Below are 23,974 nucleotides of genomic sequence, written 5' to 3'. Positions count from 1 at the left end.
GTTAGGGGTCTTCCTAGCGGCTTTTTTATTATCCGAGTACCGCACAATAAGGTAATATTATTCATATTATAATAAGACCATGCGAGGGCGTATGTCAGACTCTTTAATTGCCAATGTTGAACAATATATTTCAACCATCGAGCCATTTAATAATTTACCAGCGGATGTCATTAGTGAACTGGCGGCTATTGTCCAAATTACCTATATCAGTAAAGGTGATATTATCGATCCGTGCACCGTTCAAAATGAAAAATATTTATATATCGTGCGTACTGGTGCAATCGAACAGCGCAAGCTTGATGGGCAATTACGTGCTCGTTTAGGTAATGATGACCTTTTCGGCTTTACCTTTTTAGATGGAACAGCAGAAGAAGCCAACTTATATACTGCAGTGGCACTGCAAAATTCATTACTTTACTTAATTCCGCATTCAGCCTTGCTGCGTTTATTTGAAAGAAAACCTGAATACGCGGAATATTTTGCCTCGCAAGCTCAAGTTCGATTAAAAACGGCTCATGATGTGGTGTGGTCAAATAAAGAAAAAGGCTTATTTATTAAGCGAGTTGGTGAGGTAGCAAGTAGCGTTATTCCCGTTGTAACTTCCGATATGACGATCAAAGAAGTGGCTCATGAGATGCGTATTGTAAAACGTTGTTCGTGTGCGGTGATCTATGAAAACGACGCTATTATAGGTTTGATTACTGACCGTGATATGACCAAAAGAGTGATTGCGCTTGAAGCTCCATTGAATGCACCAATTAAATCGGTCATGACACCTAATCCGTATGTTATTAGTCCTGATGCGCTGATTTTAGAAGCGGCTTCCATGATGATGGAGCATAATATTCGAAATATTCCTGTAGTTAAGGACGGTAAAGCGGTTGGTTTATTAACCACCACGCACTTAGTGCAAAACCACCGAATGCAGGCGATTTTCCTTATTGAGAAAATTAAATATAGCAATAGTGTGACAGAGCTGGCTCAGTTAACCGCAGAGCGACAAGCGATTTTTGAAGCGTTAGTTGAAGGTAAGGTGTCTTCGGACATCATCGGTAAAGTCATGTCGATGATCATGGACTCGTATATTCGACGTTTAATTCAAATAGCTGTGGACAAATTAGGTAAACCGCCGTGTGATTTTAACTGGATTACTGCTGGTTCTCATGCTCGTAATGAATTAAATATTACTTCAGATCAAGATACCGCTTTAATTCTGGCGGATACAGCGACTAAGAGCGATAAGATTTATTTTCGTCATTTAGCGTCTTATGTTTCCAATGCATTAGATACCTGTGGTTACGCTCTGTGTACGGGGAAATTTATGGCAGCAACTCCGAAATGGTGTCAGCCGTTATCGGTGTGGAAAGAATATTATAAAAAATGGGTACAGAACCCAGAGTATGAATGTCTTTTGAATATTAGTGTGTTTTTAGAAATTCGTTCTGTTTATGGTAATTCTGAATTTACGGATATTTTACGTAATGAACTCCATCAAAATATCAAACAGAATCAAAGCTTTTTGCCAGCTCTTGTCCGTGATGCCGTGAATACCAACCCACCATTAGGGATCTTTAACAGCTTGGTGTTAGAGAAAAATGGTGAACAAAGTAAAGTATTAAATATTAAGAAATATGCCATTAACTTGATTATCGACCTTGCGCGAATTTATGGTTTAGCGGTGGAGTGTGATTCATCGAGCACCGAAAACCGTTTTAGAGCTGCTAATGAAGCCGGGATTTTAAGTGATGATTCTTATAAGAATATTATCGGCGCTTATCATTTCATTGCTCAATTTAGATATAGCCATCAACATGAACAATTGAAGAAAGGGCTAGTGCCAGATAACTACATTGAGCCTAACACCTTTGGCAGTTTTGAGCGCCAGCACTTAAAGGATGCGTTTAGGATTATTGCTGATTTGCAGGATGCAGCAAAACTACGTTTTGGCTCCGTGGGACATTAAGTCTTTATTTTGGATATTGAATAATTTTCAGTTATCCATTGTTGAGTTAATTTATTTGGGAGTAAATATAAAGTATTACAAAGGACGCTAGGTAGCGTCCTTTATGGTTGAGCTAATTTATATTATTAGAATAAATCAGAGCTGATGTTGTCGAAGTAAGCAGTAGTTCCACCAGAGTCTGTATCACCAACATAGATAGTTAATTGAGATGGGGTCATTGTTGAATCTAACTTAGTTTCAGACTGTGTCATTGTATGCTCTATGCCATTGACAGATACAACGATATTGTCGTTATCCCAAGCTAGGGATAATGTATTCCAATCATCAGGGGTTAAGGTTAATGCTTCAAGTGGAATATCAGTACTACCAGCTTCAGCTTCAATGCCACCATCAGCTTGTAATCGTAGTTCAAAATAACGTGTGTCGTTATTTTTATCAGAGCCAATATTTATATAAGTGGTTTTTTCATTTGAACTAGGGATAAATACATCTAAAGATATTTCTCCTGTAAGAGTTGCTTCATTGATAAATTTACGCACAACGTAAGGCTTGTTACCTTTGACTTCACTAGCCTCTCCTTTGTTCACAGTCTCTTCTAAATCACTAACTTTTAATGAGTTAGAGCCACTTTTTGCCTGCTCTGAACTAACAGTGGCAATTGAGGTTCCATTACCATCACCTACAGTATTATATTCAATCCAAGCAGGATTCGCTTCACTGATATTCGTACCGTCAGCATAATCATCAAAAGTTTCACCGGTTCCGATGACAATGCCGGCATTTTCATTCGCCGCATTGACTGCACTTTTTATAACATCATTGCTAGATTGATTGGTGCCAGAAAGAGTTCCAAAAGCTGCTGTATCAATGGTTAATGCGCCGCTGGCTACAGAATAAGTACCATCGACTGGTGTTGCGCCACTTGCATCATAATAAGTAAAGGATAAAGATCCAGCTTCAATATCCTCAGTAAGAGTCGTTGGGCCTTTTACTTCATAAGTGCCCGGTGTTGCATCATCGTCGTAATAATATTGCGTTGTACCATCAAAAACATACACATTTGGCAAATCTACAGCATCAGCATAAGTTGAAACACCAGAAAGAGTTGCTGCTTCGCTAGAGCTACCAATTTCCCAGTAACCACCGGCTAAAGGAGAGGTTTCAACGACAGTTCCACCGCCAGAATTATCACCACCACCAGACGAACTGCCACCGCTAGAGCTGCCTGAATCACTACTAGAACCATCAAAGTTACAACCAGCTAAGGTTGTGGTTAATGCGAGAGCAATGAATGGTGCAAGCTTATTTAATTTCATAATCATCATCCTAATGTCGTTATCGTATGTGTGACCACACTTGTTATTCCTGTATTAATTGATAATTGGTTTACCCAACGTCAATATAAACAGTTTCATTATTATCTTTTAATAATACAAATGTTTTAGACTTTAATGTTTCAATTTCGTGATATTGGTTTTCTTTTTCTTGTTATTTTTAACATTTATTTGTTTTTTTAAATAAAGCGTATTTCTCAACTTATTGATTTGTTTTGTTATTTTTGTTTTGTGATCGAGTTAAAATTTATAATTGTTTTAAAATGTTTCGATAACATTTTTATAACTAAGTCACATTTGTAAAGAGATGCATTATCTTGGTTATTAAATTAGATGGTATTGTATTATTTATTTTGTGATCTAAGGAAAGAGCATGTTATCGAGACTGAACGTTAAATCTTCTAACAACACACGACTCTCATTGTTGGCAATGATGATTTCTTCTTTAATGTTAGTGGGGTGTGGTGGGTCGGATGAGGGGAGCGATAATGTCTCACCACCTGACAGCAGTGGCAACTCATCAGGGACAATTACACCTGATGTGGGATTGGATTCACAAGTCGCACCTTCGGAGAACTTTGATTTATCCGCTTGGTATTTAGGCCTTCCTATCGACCAAAATAACGATGGCAAATCGGACAGTATTTATGAAAAGGAACTGACTGCTGGATTTCAATATGAGCCCTATTTTCACACAGACATGGGTGATGGCGGGATGGTGTTTTTAAGCTACGTATCAGGCTCTAAGACTTCGACCAATACCAGTTATACTCGTTCTGAGTTACGTAGTATGTTGCGTAGCGGTGATACGACCATTAAAACCCAAGGTGTTAATATGAATAACTGGGTGTTCGGTTCGGCACCTGTGAGTGATCAGCTCTCCGCTGGTGGTGTTGATGGGACCTTAACGGCTACTTTGGCTGTTAATCATGTTACTACGACGGGAGATTCTTCCCAGGTTGGCCGTGTAATTATTGGTCAAATACACGCCAATGATGATGAACCAGTACGGATTTATTATCGTAAATTGCCGAAAAACTCGAAAGGTTCGATTTATATTGCCCATGAACCACGAGATGGCTATGGCAGTGAGCAAAAATACACCATGATTGGTTCGCAAAGCAGTAGTGCAAGTGAACCTAGTGATGGAATAGCTCTCAATGAGAAGTTTAGCTATCGAATCAAAACCAATGGTGATCTATTGACGGTGACTATCATGCGAGATAACAAACCGGATATAGTGCAACAAGTTGATATGGTAAATAGTGGTTATAACTTAGGTGGGCAATATATGTATTTTAAAGCCGGCGTTTATAATCAAAATAATACCGGTGATGCGAAGGATTATGCTCAAGCGACTTTCTATCATTTAGAACATGAATATGGAAGAGTTAAGTGATTTCTTTAAGTAATACTAATAAAGGCGAATAGCGATAAGTTATTCGCCTTTATTGTTTTGTTTATTTAGACATAAAGGGAGTTGTTTAGTCATGATGTTAAATTTTTCGATGAGAATTCAGATCTTGAGCAAAAATTTAAATTAAAACCCAAATCATTTCAGGATCATTGTCTCGTTTTTACGATATGATTGTTATTTGTATTATAAAATTATGAAATAGTGTATTTGAAGGATCGATCAAATCAAGAGGTTATTCATAACCCTTAAGAATTTGTCATGTATAAACATAGGTGGTTTAGAAATGAAACATAAAATCGTCAAAACATTATTAGCCTCTTCCGTGCTATTTGCTGTCGGTTGTACATCAAACGGGAATGATACAAGCAACTTGCACCCTCAAAGTGAAACCGGTGCGCCACTACTGACCCCGGTCGCGATTGAAGCCAGCTCACATGATGGTAACGGCCCAGATAGATTATTTGACCAAGATATTAATACACGTTGGTCAGCCAATGGTGATGGTGAGTGGGCGGTATTAGATTATGGTTCAGTGCATGAGTTTGATGCGGTACGAGCGGCATTTAGCAAAGGTAATGAACGCAAAAGTAAATTTGATATTTTAGTGAGTACTGATGGCAAAACCTGGACGCCAGTTTTACAAAATCAAGAAAGTTCTGGCGGAGTGATTGGGTATGAACGTTTTGAATTCAGTCCTGTACAAGCACGTTACGTAAAATATGTCGGCCATGGTAACACGTCAAATGGTTGGAACAGTGTGACTGAGCTTGCGGCGGTAAAATGTGGTGTTAATGCGTGCCCATCAAATCAAATTATTACTCCAGCTGTCATTGCGGCAGAGCAAGGCTTAATTGCACAGCAAAAAGAAGCGGAGAAAGCTCGTCAAGCAGCGCGTAAAGATTTACGCAAAGGTAATTTTGGTGTACCAGCTGTATACCCATGTCAAACAACCGTTAAATGTGCCAAGACGGCGCTTCCCGTTCCAACCGGACTTCCTACAACCCCTAAAGCAGGCAATAAGCCTAGCCAAAACTTTGATTTAACCTCTTGGTATTTATCTCAGCCATTTGACCATGATAATAATAATCGCCCAGATGATGTGTCTGAGTGGGATTTAGCTAATGGTTATGAACATCCTGACGTATTCTATACTGCAAAAGATGGCGGTTTGGTCTTTAAGAGCTTCGTAAAAGGTGTTCGTACCTCGCCAAATACTAAGTATGCTCGTACAGAAATGCGTGAAATGCTTCGCCGTGGTGACACCTCTATTCCAACCAAAGGCGTGAATAAAAATAACTGGGTCTTTAGTTCTGCTCCTGTTGCCGATCAAAAAGCCGCTGGTGGTGTAGATGGTGTGATGGAAGCAACACTGAAAATTGATCACACCACGACAACCGGTGAAGCTGGTGAAGTTGGGCGCTTTATCATTGGTCAAATCCACGACCAAGACGATGAGCCAATCCGCTTGTACTACCGTAAGCTGCCTAACCACGAGAAAGGAACCGTTTATTTTGCTCATGAAAACACACTGAAAGGTACCGATCAGTTCTTTGATCTTGTAGGTGGCATGACTGGTGAAATTGGTGATGATGGCATCGCATTAGGTGAAAAATTTAGCTACCGAATTGAAGTTAAAGGAAATACTTTAACTGTGACGGTAATGCGTGAAGGTAAGCCTGATGCGAAGCAAGTGGTGGATATGAGTCAAAGTGGCTATGATGTTGGCGGCAAATACATGTACTTTAAAGCCGGTGTTTATAACCAAAACATTACCGGCGAGATGGACGATTACGTACAAGCGACATTCTATAAATTAGAAAAGTCACACAGCACGTATCAAGGTAAGTAATTTTCCAAGGTAATTAATATTGATAGTATATCTCTGGGTTTGTTAACTCAGCTACCATGATGTAAGCGCTCATATTCGTATGGGCGCTTTTTTTATCAGTAAATTAGAAGCTATTATGGTTATGCCAATTGCATCATCATGTTTTTCCTAAAGAGGTTAAATGGTTTTTTTGAACAAAATGAACATGTTAAATATAGTGTTGATAAGCTTTTTTAGGTGTTTTAGCGCTCATAGTTATTCTTTTTAGCGAGGTGAGAAATAGCTTAAATAAAACGAACTCAAAAAGAGGAGGCTACCGTTAAATAGGCATGACAACCATTTTATTCAAACTTTCTCCTTTGACCTATGTTTTCTGGAATGACTTAATGGTGTATGAAATAAGGCATATTCATACATTAGCTTGGTATTAATTTAACCTCAGTTGCGGATAACTAGAAGTCACTCAATACGGCGCTTTGAGCGTCTAACATTCTTAAAATCAAAGCAATAGGCCAATTATTGACTCATGATTCTGCCTTGTTATTTATCCGCAAATTCCGACATTGAGAGAAAGTAATCAATTTTAGATATCTGATAGATATTTTTATCACTAGTATCTCAGAGGGTTAGACTTGTTGTGATGACACTCTTATCCGCAGTTGAGGTTAATAACGAAAAGAGAAAGTAAATAGACAATAAAAAAGCCACTCAACGAGTGAGTGGCAAAATACAACAATGCTATGGAAAATTATTTATTAGGATTAGCTTTAGAAGCTGTAAGTAATACCTACACGGCTACGTAGCTGACGGTCGTCCAGTGAACTTGAAACAGATACGTTCCCGAATTCAACGTATGGGCGCCAGTTTGTGTCATTTTTATAACCGATTTTTAGGTTGTAGTCGTAGTTCCAAGTTTTGTTGTCGTAAAGGATCCAGTTATCACCTTCGTGCGCTTTTTCATAGTTCGCTTCAAAATCGAATTGAACCATATTGTCCCAAGTGTACGTTAAGTTAGCTGTGACTTTCGATTTTTGCCATGTTTCCCCATTTTCTTTCTCATCGGTGTAATCACGGAATTCATGACGGTAACGTAATTTAGCCGTCACACCCGAGTCGAAATCATACCCTACGCGGACTTGAGGTTTATAGGTGACACGTTGGTCACCAAAAGTAATTGGCATACCAGGTTGAACATAAAATTGGTCAGTGACGTAGTGTTTAAATTCATAAACAAACTCAGAGTCACCACGTTCTAAATCTTGATATCCGTAAGACTCATCTTTACCGTTGAACTTCATTTCTACGCTGTAGTAATGGGTACCTAAATCAGTTTTTGTGCTGCCACCGATTTTAATGCGGTCACCATTGCTTTCACTGTCATGTTTATATTCATGGCGATAATCAACAGAAGCAGCTTGGGCTGTAATGGCAGGAGTAGCAAGTAAAAAGGCAGTAGTGGCCAGTACAATTTTATTTAATTTAAACATATAGACGTCCTATCTCATTTTTGTTTATGTTTGGTTGTTGATAATTCAACTAAACTTATCCATCTCTATATTTGTATTATTGAGATTAAATAATACAAATATAATAAGGGAATAAATTAAAACAAAATGTGAAAATGATCAGGTTCTGCTTGTAAAATACGCTATATAGCCTGATTTTGATAAGAATTGTGATCGAAGTAACGAATATTTAAGAAGGTTAGTTGAACTTTATTTGATAAACAATACTACAAATAAAAGCGTCCAATGGATAATCCATTGGACGCTGTACGTTAGTGTGCAGTATGACGTAGCCTATTAATGTTGAGTGATTTTAAACTCATCAATACGAACTTCGGTTTGCTTACCGATATCACCATCTTTATTAATTTGATCAGGAGCAATTATTTTTAATAGTGCAAAGAGTTCCGCAGTATTATTGCTTCCAGAATTAAAATCCAATGTTACAAGTTTAAAGCCTTTTTTGACTTCACCTTGAGGGTTGTTCATTACATCACTTACATGAATGGTTTTAGATGCAATGTCTTTTCCTGATGAATCTTTCAATCCTAACATGAGCTCACTTGGAGAATTAATCCCTTTATTATCGTAATAGTAAAAAGAAAGAGTGTAATCTGTGTTTGGCTTTAACCCAGAAATTTGTTGAGTCAATCCTGGTTGAGCCGTGAAATCATCATTAGGGCTCACAAAGCGTAATCGTGCCGATCCATCATCGCCAAATGCCGTATCTTTTGAGCTACCGACATCTCCCTGACCTGCATTTTTGTTTGCATGCTTCACCCAGTAATCACTTTTACCATTATTGCCTCTAAACTCGGTAAATTGTGGATCTTTAATTAAATCTTGGTCAGAAGTAATGGCAGAAACGGTTTGCGTTTGGGTTGATGTCGTTTGTTCTGGGGCTGATGAACAACCGGCCAGCATCGTTGCTGTAATCAAACTAAGATATATCTTTTTCATGCTTTCCTCCTTTAAATATGAATAATAAAAGTAACATCTTATTGTATTATTTAATGTGACAAAGGGGTCGCTTTTTAATTTTTTAAAGTGGAAATTTTATTCATAGGGATAAAAAATGTTCATTATTATAAATGGAATTTATTATATTAATATGTGATAGATGTATCGGTATGTATTGATTTTTGTTATATCTATGTTGTCATGTGGAGTGTTTACAGGCCGGATAATCGTAACGTGCGGTATTTTTGATCTTCTATGGGATTCTTTGTTTAGTTGGGCGTTTTTTAATCATCTGAAAATCATAAATCGCAATTTTATTGAGCTAGATCACTTGTACTACAAATTAGCTAAGCCGAAATAGGATTTGAATCACGCAATAGCAATATTGTACTACAAATAAGTTTTTCCTCGGTTATATTAGTCTGGAAATCAAAATTACAAAAAAAGGATATCACGATGGAACTTGATTTAAATACTGCCATTGTCGGAATCTACTTCCTCTTCTTAATCGCAATTGGATGGATGTTCCGCACATTTACTAGCAATACCAGTGATTACTTCCGTGGGGGCGGTAACATGCTCTGGTGGATGGTTGGTGCTACAGCCTTTATGACACAGTTTAGTGCTTGGACATTTACTGGTGCTGCAGGTAAAGCCTACAGCGATGGATTTGCTGTGGCGATTATCTTCATTGCAAACGCATTTGGTTACTTGATGAACTATGTGTATTTCGCTCCGAAATTCCGTCAATTACGTGTTATCACGGTAATTGAAGCGATTCGTATGCGTTTTGGACGTGGTAACGAGCAGGTATTCACATGGTCTAGCATGCCAACCAGCGTCATTTCTGCTGGTATTTGGTTAAACGGTTTGGCTATCATCGCTTCTGGTATCTTCGGTTTTGACATGAATACCACCATCATTCTAACGGGGATGGTTGTACTTGTGATGTCGGTAACTGGTGGTTCTTGGGCGGTTATCGCTTCTGACTTCATGCAAATGGTCATCATTATGGCGGTAACGGTGACTGCTGCAGTGGTTGCTATTGTTAAAGGTGGTGGTGTAACCAACATCGTTGAAAACTTCCCAACAGATTCATTCATTACGGGTGGCGATCTTAACTATGTAAGTATCTTCGGTATTTGGGCATTCTTTATCTTTGTGAAGCAATTTAGTATCACAAACAACATGCTTAACTCATACCGTTACCTTGCTGCAAAAGATTCAAAGAATGCGCGTAAAGCTGCACTACTTGCTTGTATTTTAATGACAATAGGTCCAATTATTTGGTTTATGCCTAGCTGGTTTATCGCTGGTCAAGGTGTCAACTTAGCGGCGCATTACCCTGATGCAGGTAGTAAAGCGGGTGACTTCGCTTACCTATACTTCGTTGAAGAGTACATGCCTGTAGGGATGGTTGGCTTGTTAATTGCAGCGATGTTTGCAGCAACCATGTCTTCAATGGACTCAGGTCTAAACCGTAACTCTGGTATCTTCGTTAAGAACTTCTATCAAGCGGTATTACGTCAAAACGCAACAGAAAAAGAATTGGTCTTCGTATCAAAAATGACTTCAACCGTATTCGGTTTGGTTATTATCTTAGTTGCCTTGTTCATTAACTCACTTAAAGGCCTAAGCTTATTCGATACAATGATGTACGTAGGTGCGTTAATTGGCTTCCCAATGACGATTCCTGCATTCCTAGGCTTCTTTATCCGTAAAACGCCGGATTGGGCTGGTTGGGGTACATTGGTTGTCGGTGGTTTCGTCTCTTACTACGTTGGTTTCGTCATCACTGCCGATCACATCTCTGCATGGTTTGGCCTAGAAGAGCTAACTAAGCGTGAGTGGGCTGACCTGAAAGTTGCTATTGGTCTGATTGGTCATATTGTCTTGACGGGTGGTTTCTTCATGCTATCAACTCTGTTCTACAAAGAGTTACCAGCACACCGTGAAAAAGATGTGGATTTGTTCTTCTCTAACTTAGCAACGCCACTTATTAATGAAAGTGATGAGCAAAAGAACCTAGACAACAAACAACGTCGCATGCTTGGTATTCTTATCAGTATCGCTGGTATCTTCGTGATGGCGATGTTCATCTTACCTAACCCATTCTGGGGACGTATGGTGTTCGTTCTATGTGGTGTGATTGTTCTAGCGGTTGGTCTATTACTGGTTAAAGCGGTAGATAACAAGGTTGAAGATGCTCAACTAGAAGCCGATTCGAAATCGTAAATATAAGACAAAGAGTGTGTATTGATTACGACTCTTGGGTATAAAATAAAAGCCAGCGGATTGATTCGCTGGCTTTTTGTCTCATTGACTCGATATGACAATGATTTTGACAAATGCAATCTATGGAGCAGAGGGCATGTTTACACATTTTAAAATACCTAAACTCACTCATCCTTTACAAAAACTGGAACAAGTCAGGCGGGATATTGTGATTCAGCAGGATTGGCCAGACAGTTTAAGGCATTTGTTATCTTACCCATTACCTAAGCCTAATAGTGCGATTAATGGTTTTCACTTTTTGGCATTAGACTTTGAAACCACAGGTATAGAAGCGAAAGATAATTCCATTTTGAGCATGGGGTGTGTCAATGTATTTGAATCGAAAATAGAATTAGACTCAGCCGAACATACTTATTTAAATACTTCCTGCGGGATCAAACCTGAAAGTGCGATTATTAATCATATCGTTCCTGAAATGTTACTTGAGGGAAATGAATTGGATTTGGCCATGGAACGCTTATTTGAAAAAATGAGGGGAAAGGCGATTTTGGTTCATGGCGCGATGATTGAAAAAAGCTTTGTCGATTTTTACGTTCATAGCCGATTTGGACTTAAAACCCTACCCATTTTATGGATCGATACTCTGAAAATTGAAAAGCATCTTGCGTTTAGACAAAACCCTGAATTTTGCCAATTACAGCTGTCTGATGTTCGTAAAAAATATCACCTTCCTGCTTATCCTTCCCATAATGCATTAATCGATTCTATTTCTTGTGCTGAATTGTTTTTAGCTCAAATGGTTAATATTTTTGGTCGTAATTGGAAACAAGAAGGTATTGGGCATCTCTATACTAAAAAAATGATCAGTTAATTTTTTGAATGTTATTTTCTAAGGTAGATAAGGCTAAGTTATGGTTTAGGACAGGACGATGGTGCTGGGCTTTTTATATTAGTATTGAGAGACGATGTTTGAAACCACTGAACGGAAGGCTTAGATTTTCTAACCAGCAAAGTGATTTATTGGGATCGGGCTTCATTTATGGCTTTTATTTAAAGATAAATCTTTCATAATTGAAGAAATTATTCTTAAACTTAGATAAGATAGAATGCATAAAATAAGAGCTAAGGTGCGCATAAGTCACTGGTGCTGTGATGCTTAATAATTTCATCGAGTTGAAGGGAAATAACATGAAAAAATTATATTTGGCTTTAGCCGTTGCTGCGGTATTGGCGGGATGTTCTTCTAATGAAGAGCGAGCCCCGGTAAACACGACTCCTGTACCTGCTATGGGCAAGGTTGCTGATGGAGCCTTTACCCGTTTCGTATTGAATAATAACAGCAGTGCAGCTTGGTTAGTTCATGCCAATCCAGAGCTAGGTGAAGGGGCTGTAGAAGCGACAGATATCACCGCGTCAGGTGACCCAGGTTCATTACGTCTTTATTATCCTTCGGTAAATGAAAGTTCGACCTTGGCAGCCATTGGCCCTGGAGTGAGCCAAATTATTCCTAATATTGAACCTGATACTGAATATGTTTTAACGGTTTATTATCGTGATGATAAGGGCGATGAATCCCCTAACGTATTAGAATTAGGCGTGAAAGACATGGGCGTCGGCTCATTAACCGGAAATGTTATTAGAGTAAAGCAATATTCAAATGAAGAGATTGACTCTGATGGCGATGAAACGAATGGATTTAGAAAAGTGACGATGGCTTTTAATTCTGGTAGTAATACCACATTAGAAGTTTATGTGATGACCCATCTTTCCAGTCTTGAAAATATTCATGTAACCGATGGTATTCCTCAACAAACGGAAGTGTTTATTGATGATATCTATTTAACTATTAATGATTAATAATGGAATATGATTAATAACAGAAAGTGATTAATAACGAGCAGCAGTTAATAAAGACAATTAATCACAGCGGGTTATTATTTAATACAAGCTTATTACTAAAAAACCACTTCAAATTGTGAAGTGGTTTTTTATCTATCAATAGCTTGGAGAATTAATCTTTTCTTTGATCGTAAATAGACCAGCTTTCTACGACATTACTTTCCATACCAACCACAGATGCCGTTACTCGACGGCTGAGTGTCATAGTTTCGGCGGTTGTTTGGGCTTGAACAGGATCGCTATCGCCATAACCTATGGTTTTAATTCGCTCTGGACTCACTCCCGCAGACACTAAAGCTTCATAGACATTAGCAGCACGACGGTTAGACAAATCGCGGTTATGCTCTGTTGGTCCAACTGGGCTTGCATAACCATTTAGCACGATATGGGTTTGTGGATATTTAGCGAGAAAAGCACTCATCTTTTTAATGTGAGCATTGTATGCAGTAGGAATAACATCAGAATCATTAGCAAAAAGTATGTGTAATTTGTTTTCTTCTTCTGAGTATTTCACAATTGGGCAGCCGTTGTTATCAATTACGGCATGTTTAGGTGTATCGGCACATAAATCTCGAGCATTAATAACACCGTCGGCATCAGAATCACTCAGATCTCGAGAATGGAATGCCGTCGGTGGTTGCTCTGTTTCTAAGCTTGAACAAGCAGTAAGAGATAACACCAATAAAGAAAATATAATACGTTTCATAATGTTTCCTTATTTAGATGATTTTGCCCATTCTTCAGGGATGGCAACACGTAGTTCATTCAATAGAAGACCTGTAGAGTTTAATAAGCGGTATTCCGCGATTAATCCTGAATAGTGTGCAGCTAAATAAGCTTTACGGGACTCAAATAATTCGTTTTCGGTATTTAAGAGATCAAGTAAGGTTCGTTTACCGATTTTGTATTGTTTCTCATAAGCAATGATTGTTTTAGCTGAAGCATCAACATGTTGCTCTAAAAATTTTTCTTGAGATTCTGCAAGCTGTTTCGCTGTCCAAGATAAACGAGTGCTTTCTTCTAAGAGACGATAAGCATTATCACGCACATTTTTAGCTTTATTAATTTGACTGGCGGCAGAGCGGCTTTCTGCGGCATCACTACCACCGTTATAGAGGTTGTAGTTCATTTTAAGCATGACTTTTAATTCATCAGTATCGCCTTCCGAACCATCAAGTTCTTCGCCGTATTTTTGTGACCCTTCAACGCTGAATGAAGGTAAAAGTGTGCCTTTGGTTTGTTCATACTGATATTTGGCAGCTTCTACGTCATGATAAGCTAAATACATGGTTGGGTTATTAGCTTTGGCTTTTTCAAGAGCATCATTCAAAGAAGTGGCAACGTAAGTGGTGTCTACTTTCGGTTTTTTCAAATCTTTTGGATAAGTACCGACTATTTTGACAAAAGCGGTAATTTTATCGTTTAAGTTGCTTTGTGCCGATAAAAGGTTGGTATTGGCTTGTGCGACACGGCCTTCAACTTGGATAAGATCGGCGGTGGAGCTTAATCCTGAATCTGTTCGTTTCTTGATGTCTTTATAAATGCGCATGTGGACATCAAAATTTGTCTGTGACAGGGTAACAATTTCTTGTGCTTGAATGACATTAATATAGGCTTCAACGGTAGACAATGCCATATCTTGAGCATCGGCGAGTAGTTGATAACGCTCCGACTCTGCTTCGGATTTTGTCCGTTGAATATCATTGTAAGTACTCGAACCATCCCATAATAATTGGCGAATACTGATTTGGGCATATCGAGGGTTAAACTCACCTTGTGTCCCTTCGCTATTATCATAGTCCTCGTAGCCAACTCCTGCTTCTAAATCGATAGAAGGTAAATATTTGCCAGTTGAAGCTCGGCTGGTTTCTTTTTGGCTAATAAACTCATTATAAGTTGATTGGATATTAGGGTTTGTTGCCAAAGCGGTGGCAATCGCTTGTTCAAGAGATTGCGCATAGCTGGGCAAAACAACCATTTGGCAACTAATGAGAATTGCTAAATGTTTTATTTTTGGAATTCTTATCATCATCATCCTCTTAATGCTACTTCCATAAGCGTCAAGGAAAAAGTAAATACATTTTGCCGAGCTATCGTTACAACACAAATGAGCGGCGAAATTTTGTTCGGTTATGGCGTTATTTTGCGTCACAATCCAGAAACGCTATTGTCAAAATTTACTGCATAGATAATGTTAATCCTAACAGGAGAATGCGTTCCATGCGAATGAATTTGTTATATTTATATTAAATTTCCTTTACTTTTATTGTGTGTATTTTAGTCAAAAAAAAACGTTTTATGTTATTTCTATCCCGTACAGTTAATAGATAGTGTTTTACTGTTGCGTATTTGTAGTTGTGTCGGTGGTTTGAGTTTTTAGTCGGTGGTTTGAGTTTTTAAATGTAAGTTTAATTTTAATAGAATGATTTTGTTGGTCTCTGTATGATTTATATCAAATAATTTTACATTTCAGCAATTTAATTATCAAAATTGATACTTGTATCAAACTGTTGGGTATCTGTATTTTATTGAGGGTGATAATTGTCTAGCAGAGTTGTGTCAGAACAAGAAAAGACCTAGTCTTCTCATAAACAAATTGAGGGTAGTGACCGATTTGAACAAAGGAAGGTATAGGTGATAAAAATTAAAGAAAAACAAGAAAAAAAGAAGGAAATAGCCCCTAATGGACCTCATTTTTCAGAATTAGTGCAAGGGTATTGGCGTTTAGGGGATTGGGGAATGTCGCCCCAACAACGGTTAACCTTTCTTAAACAGCATGTTGAGTTAGGGGTCACTACGGTTGACCATGCTGATATTTATGGTTATTACCAGTGTGAGCAATTGTTTGGTGAAGCGTTAGCATTAGATAAAAGCATGCGCGATACCATTGAAATTGTGACTAAATGCGACATTAAATTATGTGGAGAGAAAAATCCTGATTGGAAAGTGAATCACTATAACACCAGTAAAGCACATATTATTGAATCAGTTAATCGGTCTTTAGCGCGTTTGAATGTGGATAATATTGATGTTTTGCTTCTTCATCGTCCTGATGCCTTGATGGATGCCGATGAAGTCGCGGAAGCTTTTTCTGAGTTAAAACAAGCCGGCAAAGTGAATGATTTTGGCGTGTCGAATTTTACTCCTCGTCAATTTGAATTATTACAATCGCGTTTAGAAGCACCGTTAGTCACTAACCAAGTGGAAATCAACCCCATTAATTTTGAAGTAGTACACGATGGAACCTTAGATCTCTTGCAGCAGTTACGAGTGAAGCCCATGGCGTGGTCATGCTTAGCGGGAGGTTCAATCTTCCATGGTCAAGAAGCGCAATATGTGCGAGTGCGTGAAGAGTTAGAAGCCATTCGTCAAGAAGTTGGAGCAAGTACGATTGAACAAGTGATTTATGCTTGGATTCGGCGTTTACCTTCTGATCCACTACCGATTATCGGATCGGGTAAGATTGAGCGTGTACAAACGGCAGTTGAGGCATTGAGCATTGAATTGACACGTGAACAATGGTTCCGTATATGGATTGCCTCAAAGGGACATGGCGTGCCATAACGATTTGTATTTTGATAAGGCACTCGTATTTTTGATACAGCTCGTGTTTTGATAAAGAACGACACTATTTAATAAAGCCCCCAGTGTTGAATGACTCACCACGGGGGCTTTTGTTTTTCTTTATGGTGCTCATATAACGCAACGACCTCTATTTTTTGATGTTGGCAAGCTTGCTTGATAATGGGGGAGTGAGTGTTGAATGGATTGGCAGATCGTCTCTCGAATCCATTGATGCCCTTTATCTTGATTGTTTCTTTCATGCCATAACAGAACATAAGCCATTGGCATAAAATCAAAAGGTAATTCTAAGCGTGTTAGTGGGTAGAGTTTTAGTGCATGAATGGCAAAACTAGAAGGAAGCGTAAAAATAAGATCGGTGTGTGCGCATACGCTTGCTGCGCCATAAAAATCAGGAACGGTAGCATTGATTTTACGATGATGCCCCATTTCAGCCAAAAAGTAATCCAATGCCCACCATTCTTTGCCTTCACAGCGAACTTGAACATGCGATAGTTCTAAATAGCGTTCTAATGACCACTCTTGTTGTTGGATGAGCGATAGTACTGGGTGATCGTGACGGACTAAGCAAACTTGTTTATCTCGAAATAACGTTTGATGCTCTATTCCTTCAGGAAGTTTATCGATAGTTGCAGCCGATTGAAAAGGCAAATCCCGGCCGGCAATACCGAAATCAATTTGTCCTTGTTGTAAATCGTGAAAGGATTGTCCTGTCCACAAATAAGAATCGAGTTGAATGTTGGGTGCTTGATTAAGTAACGAACCAATAAACGATGGAATTAACGTTTCATAAGCACTTTCCACCATGGAAAAGCTAAATTTTCGATGACTTAATGCTGGCTCAAAAGTGGGTGGTTGAGTGATTTGATATAAGTCTTGCAATAAATTAGGGAGTTGTTTTGCCAATGCGAGAGCATGCGCTGTGGGTTTTAAGCCATGTGAGGTTCGTTGAAATAAAGGGTCTTCTAGCGTATCTCGTAAGCGATTTAAGCTTTTACTTAATGCCGATTGACTTAGATTTAAGCGGTTGGCAGCACGAGTAACACTTTGTTCTTCAATTAAAACTTGTAAGATCACTAATAAGTTCAGATCGATACGAGCCAGTTTGTCTAAATTCACTGTTATTCCTCAAAGGAAATTGTCTTTCGACATTATATCATTTCAATTCATAACATCGAAGGGTTACACTGCGCGGCATTAAAAACGCTACTTTTATCTGTGAGAATTCATGCAACGCAATTTATTACCTATGTTAATGACGATGGTTTTACTCAGTCCGTTAGCCATTGATATCTTTTTACCTTCTTTGCCAACCATGGCCCTCGAGTTTCAAGTATCAAACAGTGAAGTACAGTCGACGTTGATTTTATTTTTATTTGCGATGGGGCTTGGGCAGATCATTATTGGCCCATTAGCCGATCGATTTGGGCGTCGTCCGATTGCCTTATTTGGCATTGTGCTTTACGGCATGAGTAGTTTATTAGCGGCGGTGGCACAAGAATTTTCATTACTGCAACTTGCGAGAGTGCTACAGGGCTTTGCTGCGTGTTCTACGTCTATTGTGGTTTTTAGTGCTGTACGAGATTGTTACAGCGTGAAAGAAGGGGCCAAAATATACAGTTATCTGAATGGGGCTATTTGTGTGATTCCTGCGTTAGCACCAACGTTTGGAGGAGTATTGGCTTTGCATTTTGGCTGGCGTTCAACGTTTATTTTTATGACCCTCTATGCCTTGATGATTTTAATCATGGTGGCGTTGCGCTTTCCTGAAACACGACCAGCTAATACGGTGAATGATGGTGCCCTATACCGCTGGGGGAGATATAAACCGGTTTTAAGTGATCGTCACTTTTTATTTTATGCTTTTTGTTGCATGTTTGGTATGGGAGCCATTTTAACATATGTTTCTTATGCGCCAGTATGGCTTATTGGGCATTTAGGGTTGTCAGAATTATCCTTTAGTGGGTTATTTGGTGTAAATGCGCTTATCAATATTGCCGCGTGTTTTGCCGCACCTTGGGTGATTAAGAAGTTAGGAAATCGAACCACTGTGAAGCTGGCTTTACGCTTGTTTATTGTCTCGGCATTGTTGCAACTGCTGGTTCAAGTCGCCGATATCAGTTCACCATTGTTAGCCGGTATTGGGTTTATGTTACCTATGGCGTTGCTGTGCATCGGGTTTGCTTTATTGCTAGGGCCAGCAACCAGCATGGCATTATCTGGTTTTGGTGAAAGGGCGGGTACCGCGGCGGCCATGTTGGGCTGTATTCAAATGAGTGGTGCTTCGTTGCTGGCCGGTGTTATCCAACAAACATCATTAACTGCACCATATGCGGCGATGGTGGTCATGGCTGCTGGGGCTACGGCTTTGTTGATGGTAATGTCGATGAAAAGAATGAATGCGTGGCATATTGAACGAGTGGTTCACGATTGATGTGTCACATTTTGTTAGGTCAGCATGAAACAGGAAAGCATCCATCGACAAATAACAATGAATAGAACAATAAATAGAATATGAAGGGTGAGATCAATTTTAATACGAAAAAGTCAGTAAGTGATTGGCTTTTTTATGCTGAGTACTTATTCTGTTATTTCGTTAGGAGAACGGGTTTAGTTAAACCACATAGTTTGGTTTGGCGAAATCGCTGCACATAAGGAAGTCAGAGAATGGAATATAGAGTGAATCAGCCGATTTCAGTAGAGCAATTTATTCATTTACTTGCACAAACCAGTTTGGGTGAGCGTCGTCCGCTAAATGACCACACATTAATTCAAGGGATGCTTGATCATACCGATCTATTGGTTACCGCCTGGGATGGGGATAGCCTAGTCGGTGTTGCACGTTCTGTTACCGATTTTCATTATTGTTGCTATATGTCTGAGTTAGCGGTGTCAAAAAAAGTGCAATCACAAGGACTGGGTACGCAATTAATCATCGAAACCTTTAAACAGCTAACTCCTGGCTGTAAGTTAAATTTATTAGCAGCCCCTGATGCTGTTAAATATTATCCTCATATTGGTTTCACTCCTCATCACAGTGCTTGGATTCTAGCGGATCTGAGCCAAATTCAATCACCTCAGCATGAGTAATCTCTGCTGTATAGAAGGTCGAAAATTTAAACATGATAACGATACAACTGGGCATAATTTATTGCTTCATCATGAGTTTGATTACTTTTTTAGTTTATTGGAAAGATAAAAGGGCTGCGGTGAAAGGGGCATGGCGCACACCAGAAAAAACGCTGCATTTATTGTCACTTTTGGGTGGCTGGCCGGGGGCATTAATGGCTCAGCGGATGTTGCGTCATAAGAGCCGTAAATTTAAATTTCAATTCATATTCTGGTTGGTTGTGATTATGAATTGCATTGGCTCCGTGTTTATTTTGAATCCTGATTTTTATATCTAATGGAATGGGGGGATTGTTTATACTTTGTGCAGTGACTTTGCTATAATCAGGCTTAGATTTTCATTCATCGGTTAAGGAAGACGCAGACTATTTTAAGGTGTATCCATGTCGAATCAGCCTACTTCACAACAAATAACTCCTCCAACTCACGTTGATAACAAGTCCACTGAATATGCGACGAGCGAATTCAATATCCTATCTTTTAATGACGATACGCAAGGTGATGAGATTCCTGATCAAGCTTGGGAACAAATCGAGCAGATCCAAGATATTGCTTATCGTGATGAGCTGGCGGAAGGTATTGATATTCTCAAGATCAAAGCAGATGTGTCACCTGAGACCTGCTTTGTGTGTGTTGATGGGGAAGAGCAAGTTTTAGGCTATGTGTTAGCGCATCCATGGGAAGGTGAGCAGGTGCCTTGTATCAATCAAGACATTTCCGACAGTGAAGAACTGGTGAGCCCACAAGAGGCGTCAACGTTGTATATTCATGACCTTGCCATTACTCCAGAAGCTCGTGGTGAAGGTGTGGCTCAAGCCTTGATTGAAAACGTGATCGAACAAGCTCAATCGTTCGATATCGATAAAATATCGTTAGTTGCAGTCCAAGGAATGTCTGGCTTTTGGTCTAAATTTGGTTTTAAATCAATGAAGTCTACAAGCACCGACAGCTATGGTGATGATGCCCAATTTATGGTGAACCAACTTTAAGTTGAACTCTCCTTGTATAGCATCCTTGGCTTAGGTTGTTTGTGTTCTTTAAATGAAGATCATGTATCAACAAGGATGAATACAAATGAATTCAGCGTATCCACTGGTTTCTCCTACTTGGCTATTTGACCATTTTTCAGATGATAATGTCATCATACTCGATGCCACGACAGAACATGCCGTTGCGGGAGAGCCGTTAGTTCAACCTCGAACTTATTTACCTAACTCGCAGCTTTTCGATATTGAAAATGTTTTTGTCGACCTGACTAATCCATTACCTAATACCATGCCTACGGTTGAGCAATTTGTAGATAATGCGAGACGTTTAGGCATCAATCAACACAGTATTGTCATTTTATATGATGCGCGTGGGATGTACTCCGCCCCAAGAGCGTGGTGGATATTTAAAACAATGGGTTTTGAACAGGTTTATGTACTCGATGGCGGGGTCTCAACCTGGCAATCCATGGGATATCCTATGGCGAATACTTACACGATTAAAGATAGACCTGTTGGTAATATTCAAGCTGACTTGCAACAAGATAAGATAGGCGGTGTGAACGATGTTCTTGATGCGTTAAAAAAAGAACATTGTCTGATTTTGGATGCACGTTCGCAGGAGCGCTTTTTAGGGCAAGTCAAAGAACCTAGAGAAGGAATGCGCGCAGGTCATATCCCATCTTCCATTAATATTCCTTTCCCTGAAGTCTTAGCGGGTCATCGTTTCAAGCCGGCAGAAGAATTACAAGCGCTATTTAAACACTATGGATTGCAACATGATCAAAAAGTGATGGTGTCTTGTGGCTCTGGTTTTACCGCGTGTATTGTGATTATGGCAGCGTATCTTTGTGGTTTTAATCACTTGGCCGTTTATGATGGCTCTTGGAGCGAATGGGGGGCAAACCCTGACTTGCCAATTGAGTAATGGGCTTGTCATGCCAATCGTATTCATTACCTAGGCATCTAATTATCTTGACCATCTAATTAGTCTGATTGGCATCATTTAAGGAACTGAGTTACTAAAACGTAACTAACGGAGGGAATAATAATGGAAGAGCATCAAACCGAAGCAATAACCTACCCAGTGAAAGGGCAATGTCAATGTGGCAGTGTGTCTTTTTTATTAAAAGCGCCCCCTAAAATGGTGATTGCTTGTCACTGTAAAGAATGCCAAAAGTTATCTACCAGTGCGTTTAGTATTACTTGTATTGTCGATGCGGAAGCGATTGAAATATCGGGAGAGCTAAAAGAAACCAGCAGAGTTGCAGAGAGCGGTAATGTCAATTTAGGGAAATTCTGTCCTAATTGTGGCAATCGTATTTATCAAATCAATCCTGAAGCTCCGGAAGTGATTAAGTTTAAGGCCGCTGGCGGTTTAGACAATACCAGTATGATTGTGCCAACGACTCATGTTTGGACCAGCGAAAAGCAATCTTGGGTGATTATACCGCCAGATGTGCAACAGTTCACAAAGCAGCGTTAATTGATAAGGCAGCATAAATTTATCAAACAGAGATAATTGATTGAAGTATTATCATAGTGACGCCTTAGTGATCTGCAACTTAGGTTAGTTAGGTTTTACCTATGTATATGATTACTTGCATCTTTTATCAATAGGCTCGACACTAAAGCCATACCATCGAATCATAGGAGGATGTTATGGCTATTTCTGAGACGTTTTATCGAATTGAACAAGATAGTATGGGAGAGGTAAAAGTACCTCAAGACGCACTATACCAAGCGCAAACTCAACGAGCGGTTGATAATTTTACTATCAGTTCATTGACTCTTCCCTCATCCTTTATTCAAGCACTGGTCACAATAAAATTGGCGGCGGCTCAAGCTAATGAGCAGCTTGGTCAGTTGGAACCTATTCTTTCAAAAGCGATACAAGAGGCGTGCCTGAGCATCATTGCAGGCGAGCATTTACAACATTTCCCTATTGATGTCTTCCAGACTGGGTCAGGCACCAGTTCGAATATGAATGCCAATGAGGTCATTGCGACATTAGCTAATCAAAAACTTGAGCAGGCCGGTGAGGCTCAAAAAGTGCACCCAAATGATCATGTCAATATGGGGCAAAGCAGTAATGATGTAATTCCGACAGCAATTCAATTAAGCGCTCTTATTGCCATTGAAGATAAGTTATTGCCGGCAATGAATCATTTAAGTCAAGTATTGGATAAAAAAGCGCAGTCGTTATCTCATGTGGTCAAAACCGGTAGAACACACTTAATGGATGCGATGCCGATTACCATGGAACAAGAGTTACATGGTTGGCAAGCTCAAGTTGAGTACGCTAACACTCGAATACAACAGTTATTGCCAGAGTTTCGTCATTTAGCACAAGGCGGAACGGCAGTTGGTACGGGAATTAATACCTCTCAAGAATTTGTGCATGCATTTCTTAAAAGTATTCAGCAAATAACGGGTAAAAAGGTTATCGCCAGTGACAATTATTTCTACTCATTAAGCAGTCAAGATTCCAGTGTTGCAATGTCGGGGGCACTGAAAGCCTATGCGGCCTCATTAATGAAAATAGCCAATGATTTACGTTGGATGAACTCTGGGCCATTGACTGGAATTGCAGAGATAGAACTAGCAGCATTACAACCAGGCTCTTCTATTATGCCAGGTAAAGTGAACCCTGTTATCCCAGAAGCTGTTGCGATGGCCTCAGCGCAAGTGATCGGAAATGATTCGGCTATAACGATTGCAGGACAAAGTGGAAATTTTCAATTGAATGTCATGCTACCTGTGATCGCCCATAATTTATTACAAAGTATCGAATTAATGGCTAATAGTTCTCTGGCTTTAGCGGATAAGGCTATTGCTGATTTTCAAGTGAAAGAAACGCATATTCAACAAACGTTAAGTCAAAATCCTATTTTAGTGACGGCGCTTAACTCTATTATTGGCTATAACAAAGCGGCTGAAATCGCAAAACAAGCCTATCAAGAGCAGCGGCCAATTATTGAGGTAGCAAAAGAAAAGACGAGCTTATCACAAGTAGAGTTAGAAACGCTTCTTGATCCTAAGCACTTAATTCATAACTAACCTCAGTTGCGGATAACTAGAATTCACTCAATACCGCATTTGGGGCATCATATATCAGAAGGTTAGACTTGTTATT

20 protein-coding genes are annotated in these 23,974 nt (G+C 39.3%); 14 read left to right on the top strand and 6 right to left on the bottom strand.

Features of this window, described 5'->3' with window-relative positions; translation table 11 throughout:
• Positions 1-91 precede the first annotated feature (91 nt).
• A complete protein-coding gene (locus VCA1004_RS13875; protein ID WP_086981392.1) occupies positions 92-1,963 on the top strand; it encodes a DUF294 nucleotidyltransferase-like domain-containing protein in 1,872 nt (623 codons plus the stop codon).
• A gap of 125 nt (positions 1,964-2,088) precedes the next feature.
• Here the strand turns inward: VCA1004_RS13875 and VCA1004_RS13870 are convergent, their stop codons facing one another.
• Positions 2,089-3,279, bottom strand: a complete 1,191-nt coding sequence (locus VCA1004_RS13870; RefSeq protein WP_086981031.1) for a hypothetical protein — start codon at positions 3,277-3,279, stop codon at positions 2,089-2,091.
• A 391-nt stretch (positions 3,280-3,670) separates the two neighbouring features.
• Between VCA1004_RS13870 and VCA1004_RS13865 the strand changes: the two genes are divergently transcribed.
• Positions 3,671-4,696: a polysaccharide lyase family 7 protein gene (locus VCA1004_RS13865; RefSeq protein WP_086981030.1), complete on the top strand. Its 1,026-nt coding sequence runs from the start codon at positions 3,671-3,673 to the stop codon at positions 4,694-4,696.
• Between the two features lie 301 nt (positions 4,697-4,997).
• A complete protein-coding gene (locus VCA1004_RS13860) occupies positions 4,998-6,563 on the top strand; it encodes a polysaccharide lyase family 7 protein (RefSeq protein ID WP_086981029.1) in 1,566 nt (521 codons plus the stop codon).
• A gap of 746 nt (positions 6,564-7,309) precedes the next feature.
• Here the strand turns inward: VCA1004_RS13860 and VCA1004_RS13855 are convergent.
• Positions 7,310-8,029: an oligogalacturonate-specific porin KdgM family protein gene (locus VCA1004_RS13855; RefSeq protein ID WP_086981028.1), complete on the bottom strand. Its 720-nt coding sequence runs from the start codon at positions 8,027-8,029 to the stop codon at positions 7,310-7,312.
• Positions 8,030-8,344: 315 nt separating this feature from the next.
• Entirely contained in the window at positions 8,345-9,007 is a 663-nt protein-coding gene (locus tag VCA1004_RS13850; RefSeq protein ID WP_086981027.1) for a hypothetical protein, read from the bottom strand.
• A 456-nt stretch (positions 9,008-9,463) separates the two neighbouring features.
• On the opposite strand from VCA1004_RS13850, the gene VCA1004_RS13845 reads away from it, so the two are divergent.
• From VCA1004_RS13845 to VCA1004_RS13835, 3 genes are all read left to right on the top strand, one after another.
• Positions 9,464-11,242 carry a sodium:solute symporter family transporter gene (locus VCA1004_RS13845; RefSeq protein WP_086981026.1) on the top strand — a complete coding sequence of 593 codons (1,779 nt, stop codon included), beginning with the start codon at positions 9,464-9,466 and terminating at the stop codon, positions 11,240-11,242.
• Between the two features lie 94 nt (positions 11,243-11,336).
• Complete coding sequence (locus VCA1004_RS13840; RefSeq protein WP_086981025.1) at positions 11,337-12,113, top strand: exonuclease domain-containing protein; 777 nt, start codon at positions 11,337-11,339, stop codon at positions 12,111-12,113.
• A gap of 317 nt (positions 12,114-12,430) precedes the next feature.
• Positions 12,431-13,099: a hypothetical protein gene (locus VCA1004_RS13835; RefSeq protein WP_086981024.1), complete on the top strand. Its 669-nt coding sequence runs from the start codon at positions 12,431-12,433 to the stop codon at positions 13,097-13,099.
• A 154-nt stretch (positions 13,100-13,253) separates the two neighbouring features.
• Here VCA1004_RS13835 and VCA1004_RS13830 read toward each other — a convergent pair whose 3' ends face one another.
• Both VCA1004_RS13830 and VCA1004_RS13825 read right to left on the bottom strand, forming a co-directional pair.
• Positions 13,254-13,847: an OmpA family protein gene (locus VCA1004_RS13830; protein WP_086981023.1), complete on the bottom strand. Its 594-nt coding sequence runs from the start codon at positions 13,845-13,847 to the stop codon at positions 13,254-13,256.
• Between the two features lie 9 nt (positions 13,848-13,856).
• Entirely contained in the window at positions 13,857-15,170 is a 1,314-nt protein-coding gene (locus VCA1004_RS13825) for a TolC family outer membrane protein (RefSeq protein ID WP_086981391.1), read from the bottom strand.
• A gap of 614 nt (positions 15,171-15,784) precedes the next feature.
• On the opposite strand from VCA1004_RS13825, the gene VCA1004_RS13820 reads away from it, so the two are divergent.
• Positions 15,785-16,705: an aldo/keto reductase gene (locus VCA1004_RS13820; RefSeq protein ID WP_408646926.1), complete on the top strand. Its 921-nt coding sequence runs from the start codon at positions 15,785-15,787 to the stop codon at positions 16,703-16,705.
• Between the two features lie 129 nt (positions 16,706-16,834).
• Here VCA1004_RS13820 and VCA1004_RS13815 read toward each other — a convergent pair whose 3' ends face one another.
• Complete coding sequence (locus tag VCA1004_RS13815; protein ID WP_086981022.1) at positions 16,835-17,842, bottom strand: LysR family transcriptional regulator; 1,008 nt, start codon at positions 17,840-17,842, stop codon at positions 16,835-16,837.
• 109 nt (positions 17,843-17,951) lie between these two features.
• Between VCA1004_RS13815 and VCA1004_RS13810 the strand changes: the two genes are divergently transcribed.
• From VCA1004_RS13810 to VCA1004_RS13780, 7 genes are all read left to right on the top strand, one after another.
• Positions 17,952-19,157 (top strand): multidrug effflux MFS transporter, encoded by a 1,206-nt coding sequence (locus VCA1004_RS13810; RefSeq protein ID WP_086981021.1) that lies wholly within the window; start codon positions 17,952-17,954, stop codon positions 19,155-19,157.
• A gap of 233 nt (positions 19,158-19,390) precedes the next feature.
• Positions 19,391-19,813, top strand: a complete 423-nt coding sequence (locus VCA1004_RS13805; RefSeq protein ID WP_086981020.1) for a GNAT family N-acetyltransferase — start codon at positions 19,391-19,393, stop codon at positions 19,811-19,813.
• Positions 19,814-19,884: 71 nt separating this feature from the next.
• Positions 19,885-20,130, top strand: a complete 246-nt coding sequence (locus VCA1004_RS13800) for a DUF1294 domain-containing protein (protein WP_232012657.1) — start codon at positions 19,885-19,887, stop codon at positions 20,128-20,130.
• Positions 20,131-20,235: 105 nt separating this feature from the next.
• On the top strand, positions 20,236-20,841 hold the full coding sequence (locus tag VCA1004_RS13795; RefSeq protein ID WP_086981018.1) for a GNAT family N-acetyltransferase: 606 nt from the start codon (positions 20,236-20,238) through the stop codon (positions 20,839-20,841).
• Between the two features lie 85 nt (positions 20,842-20,926).
• The gene (locus VCA1004_RS13790; RefSeq protein WP_086981017.1) at positions 20,927-21,766 is read left to right on the top strand and encodes a sulfurtransferase; all 840 of its coding nucleotides are present in this window, start codon (positions 20,927-20,929) and stop codon (positions 21,764-21,766) included.
• Positions 21,767-21,913: 147 nt separating this feature from the next.
• Entirely contained in the window at positions 21,914-22,324 is a 411-nt protein-coding gene (locus VCA1004_RS13785; RefSeq protein ID WP_086981389.1) for a GFA family protein, read from the top strand.
• A gap of 176 nt (positions 22,325-22,500) precedes the next feature.
• Positions 22,501-23,898 carry a class II fumarate hydratase gene (locus VCA1004_RS13780; protein ID WP_086981016.1) on the top strand — a complete coding sequence of 466 codons (1,398 nt, stop codon included), beginning with the start codon at positions 22,501-22,503 and terminating at the stop codon, positions 23,896-23,898.
• The last annotated feature ends 76 nt before the right edge of the window (positions 23,899-23,974 follow it).

Origin of the sequence: Vibrio aphrogenes, from assembly GCF_002157735.2 — a bacterium.
Taxonomy (GTDB): domain Bacteria; phylum Pseudomonadota; class Gammaproteobacteria; order Enterobacterales; family Vibrionaceae; genus Vibrio; species Vibrio aphrogenes.
Note: the sequence above shows the minus strand (reverse complement) of the source record. Positions and strands in the feature narration are given on the sequence as shown.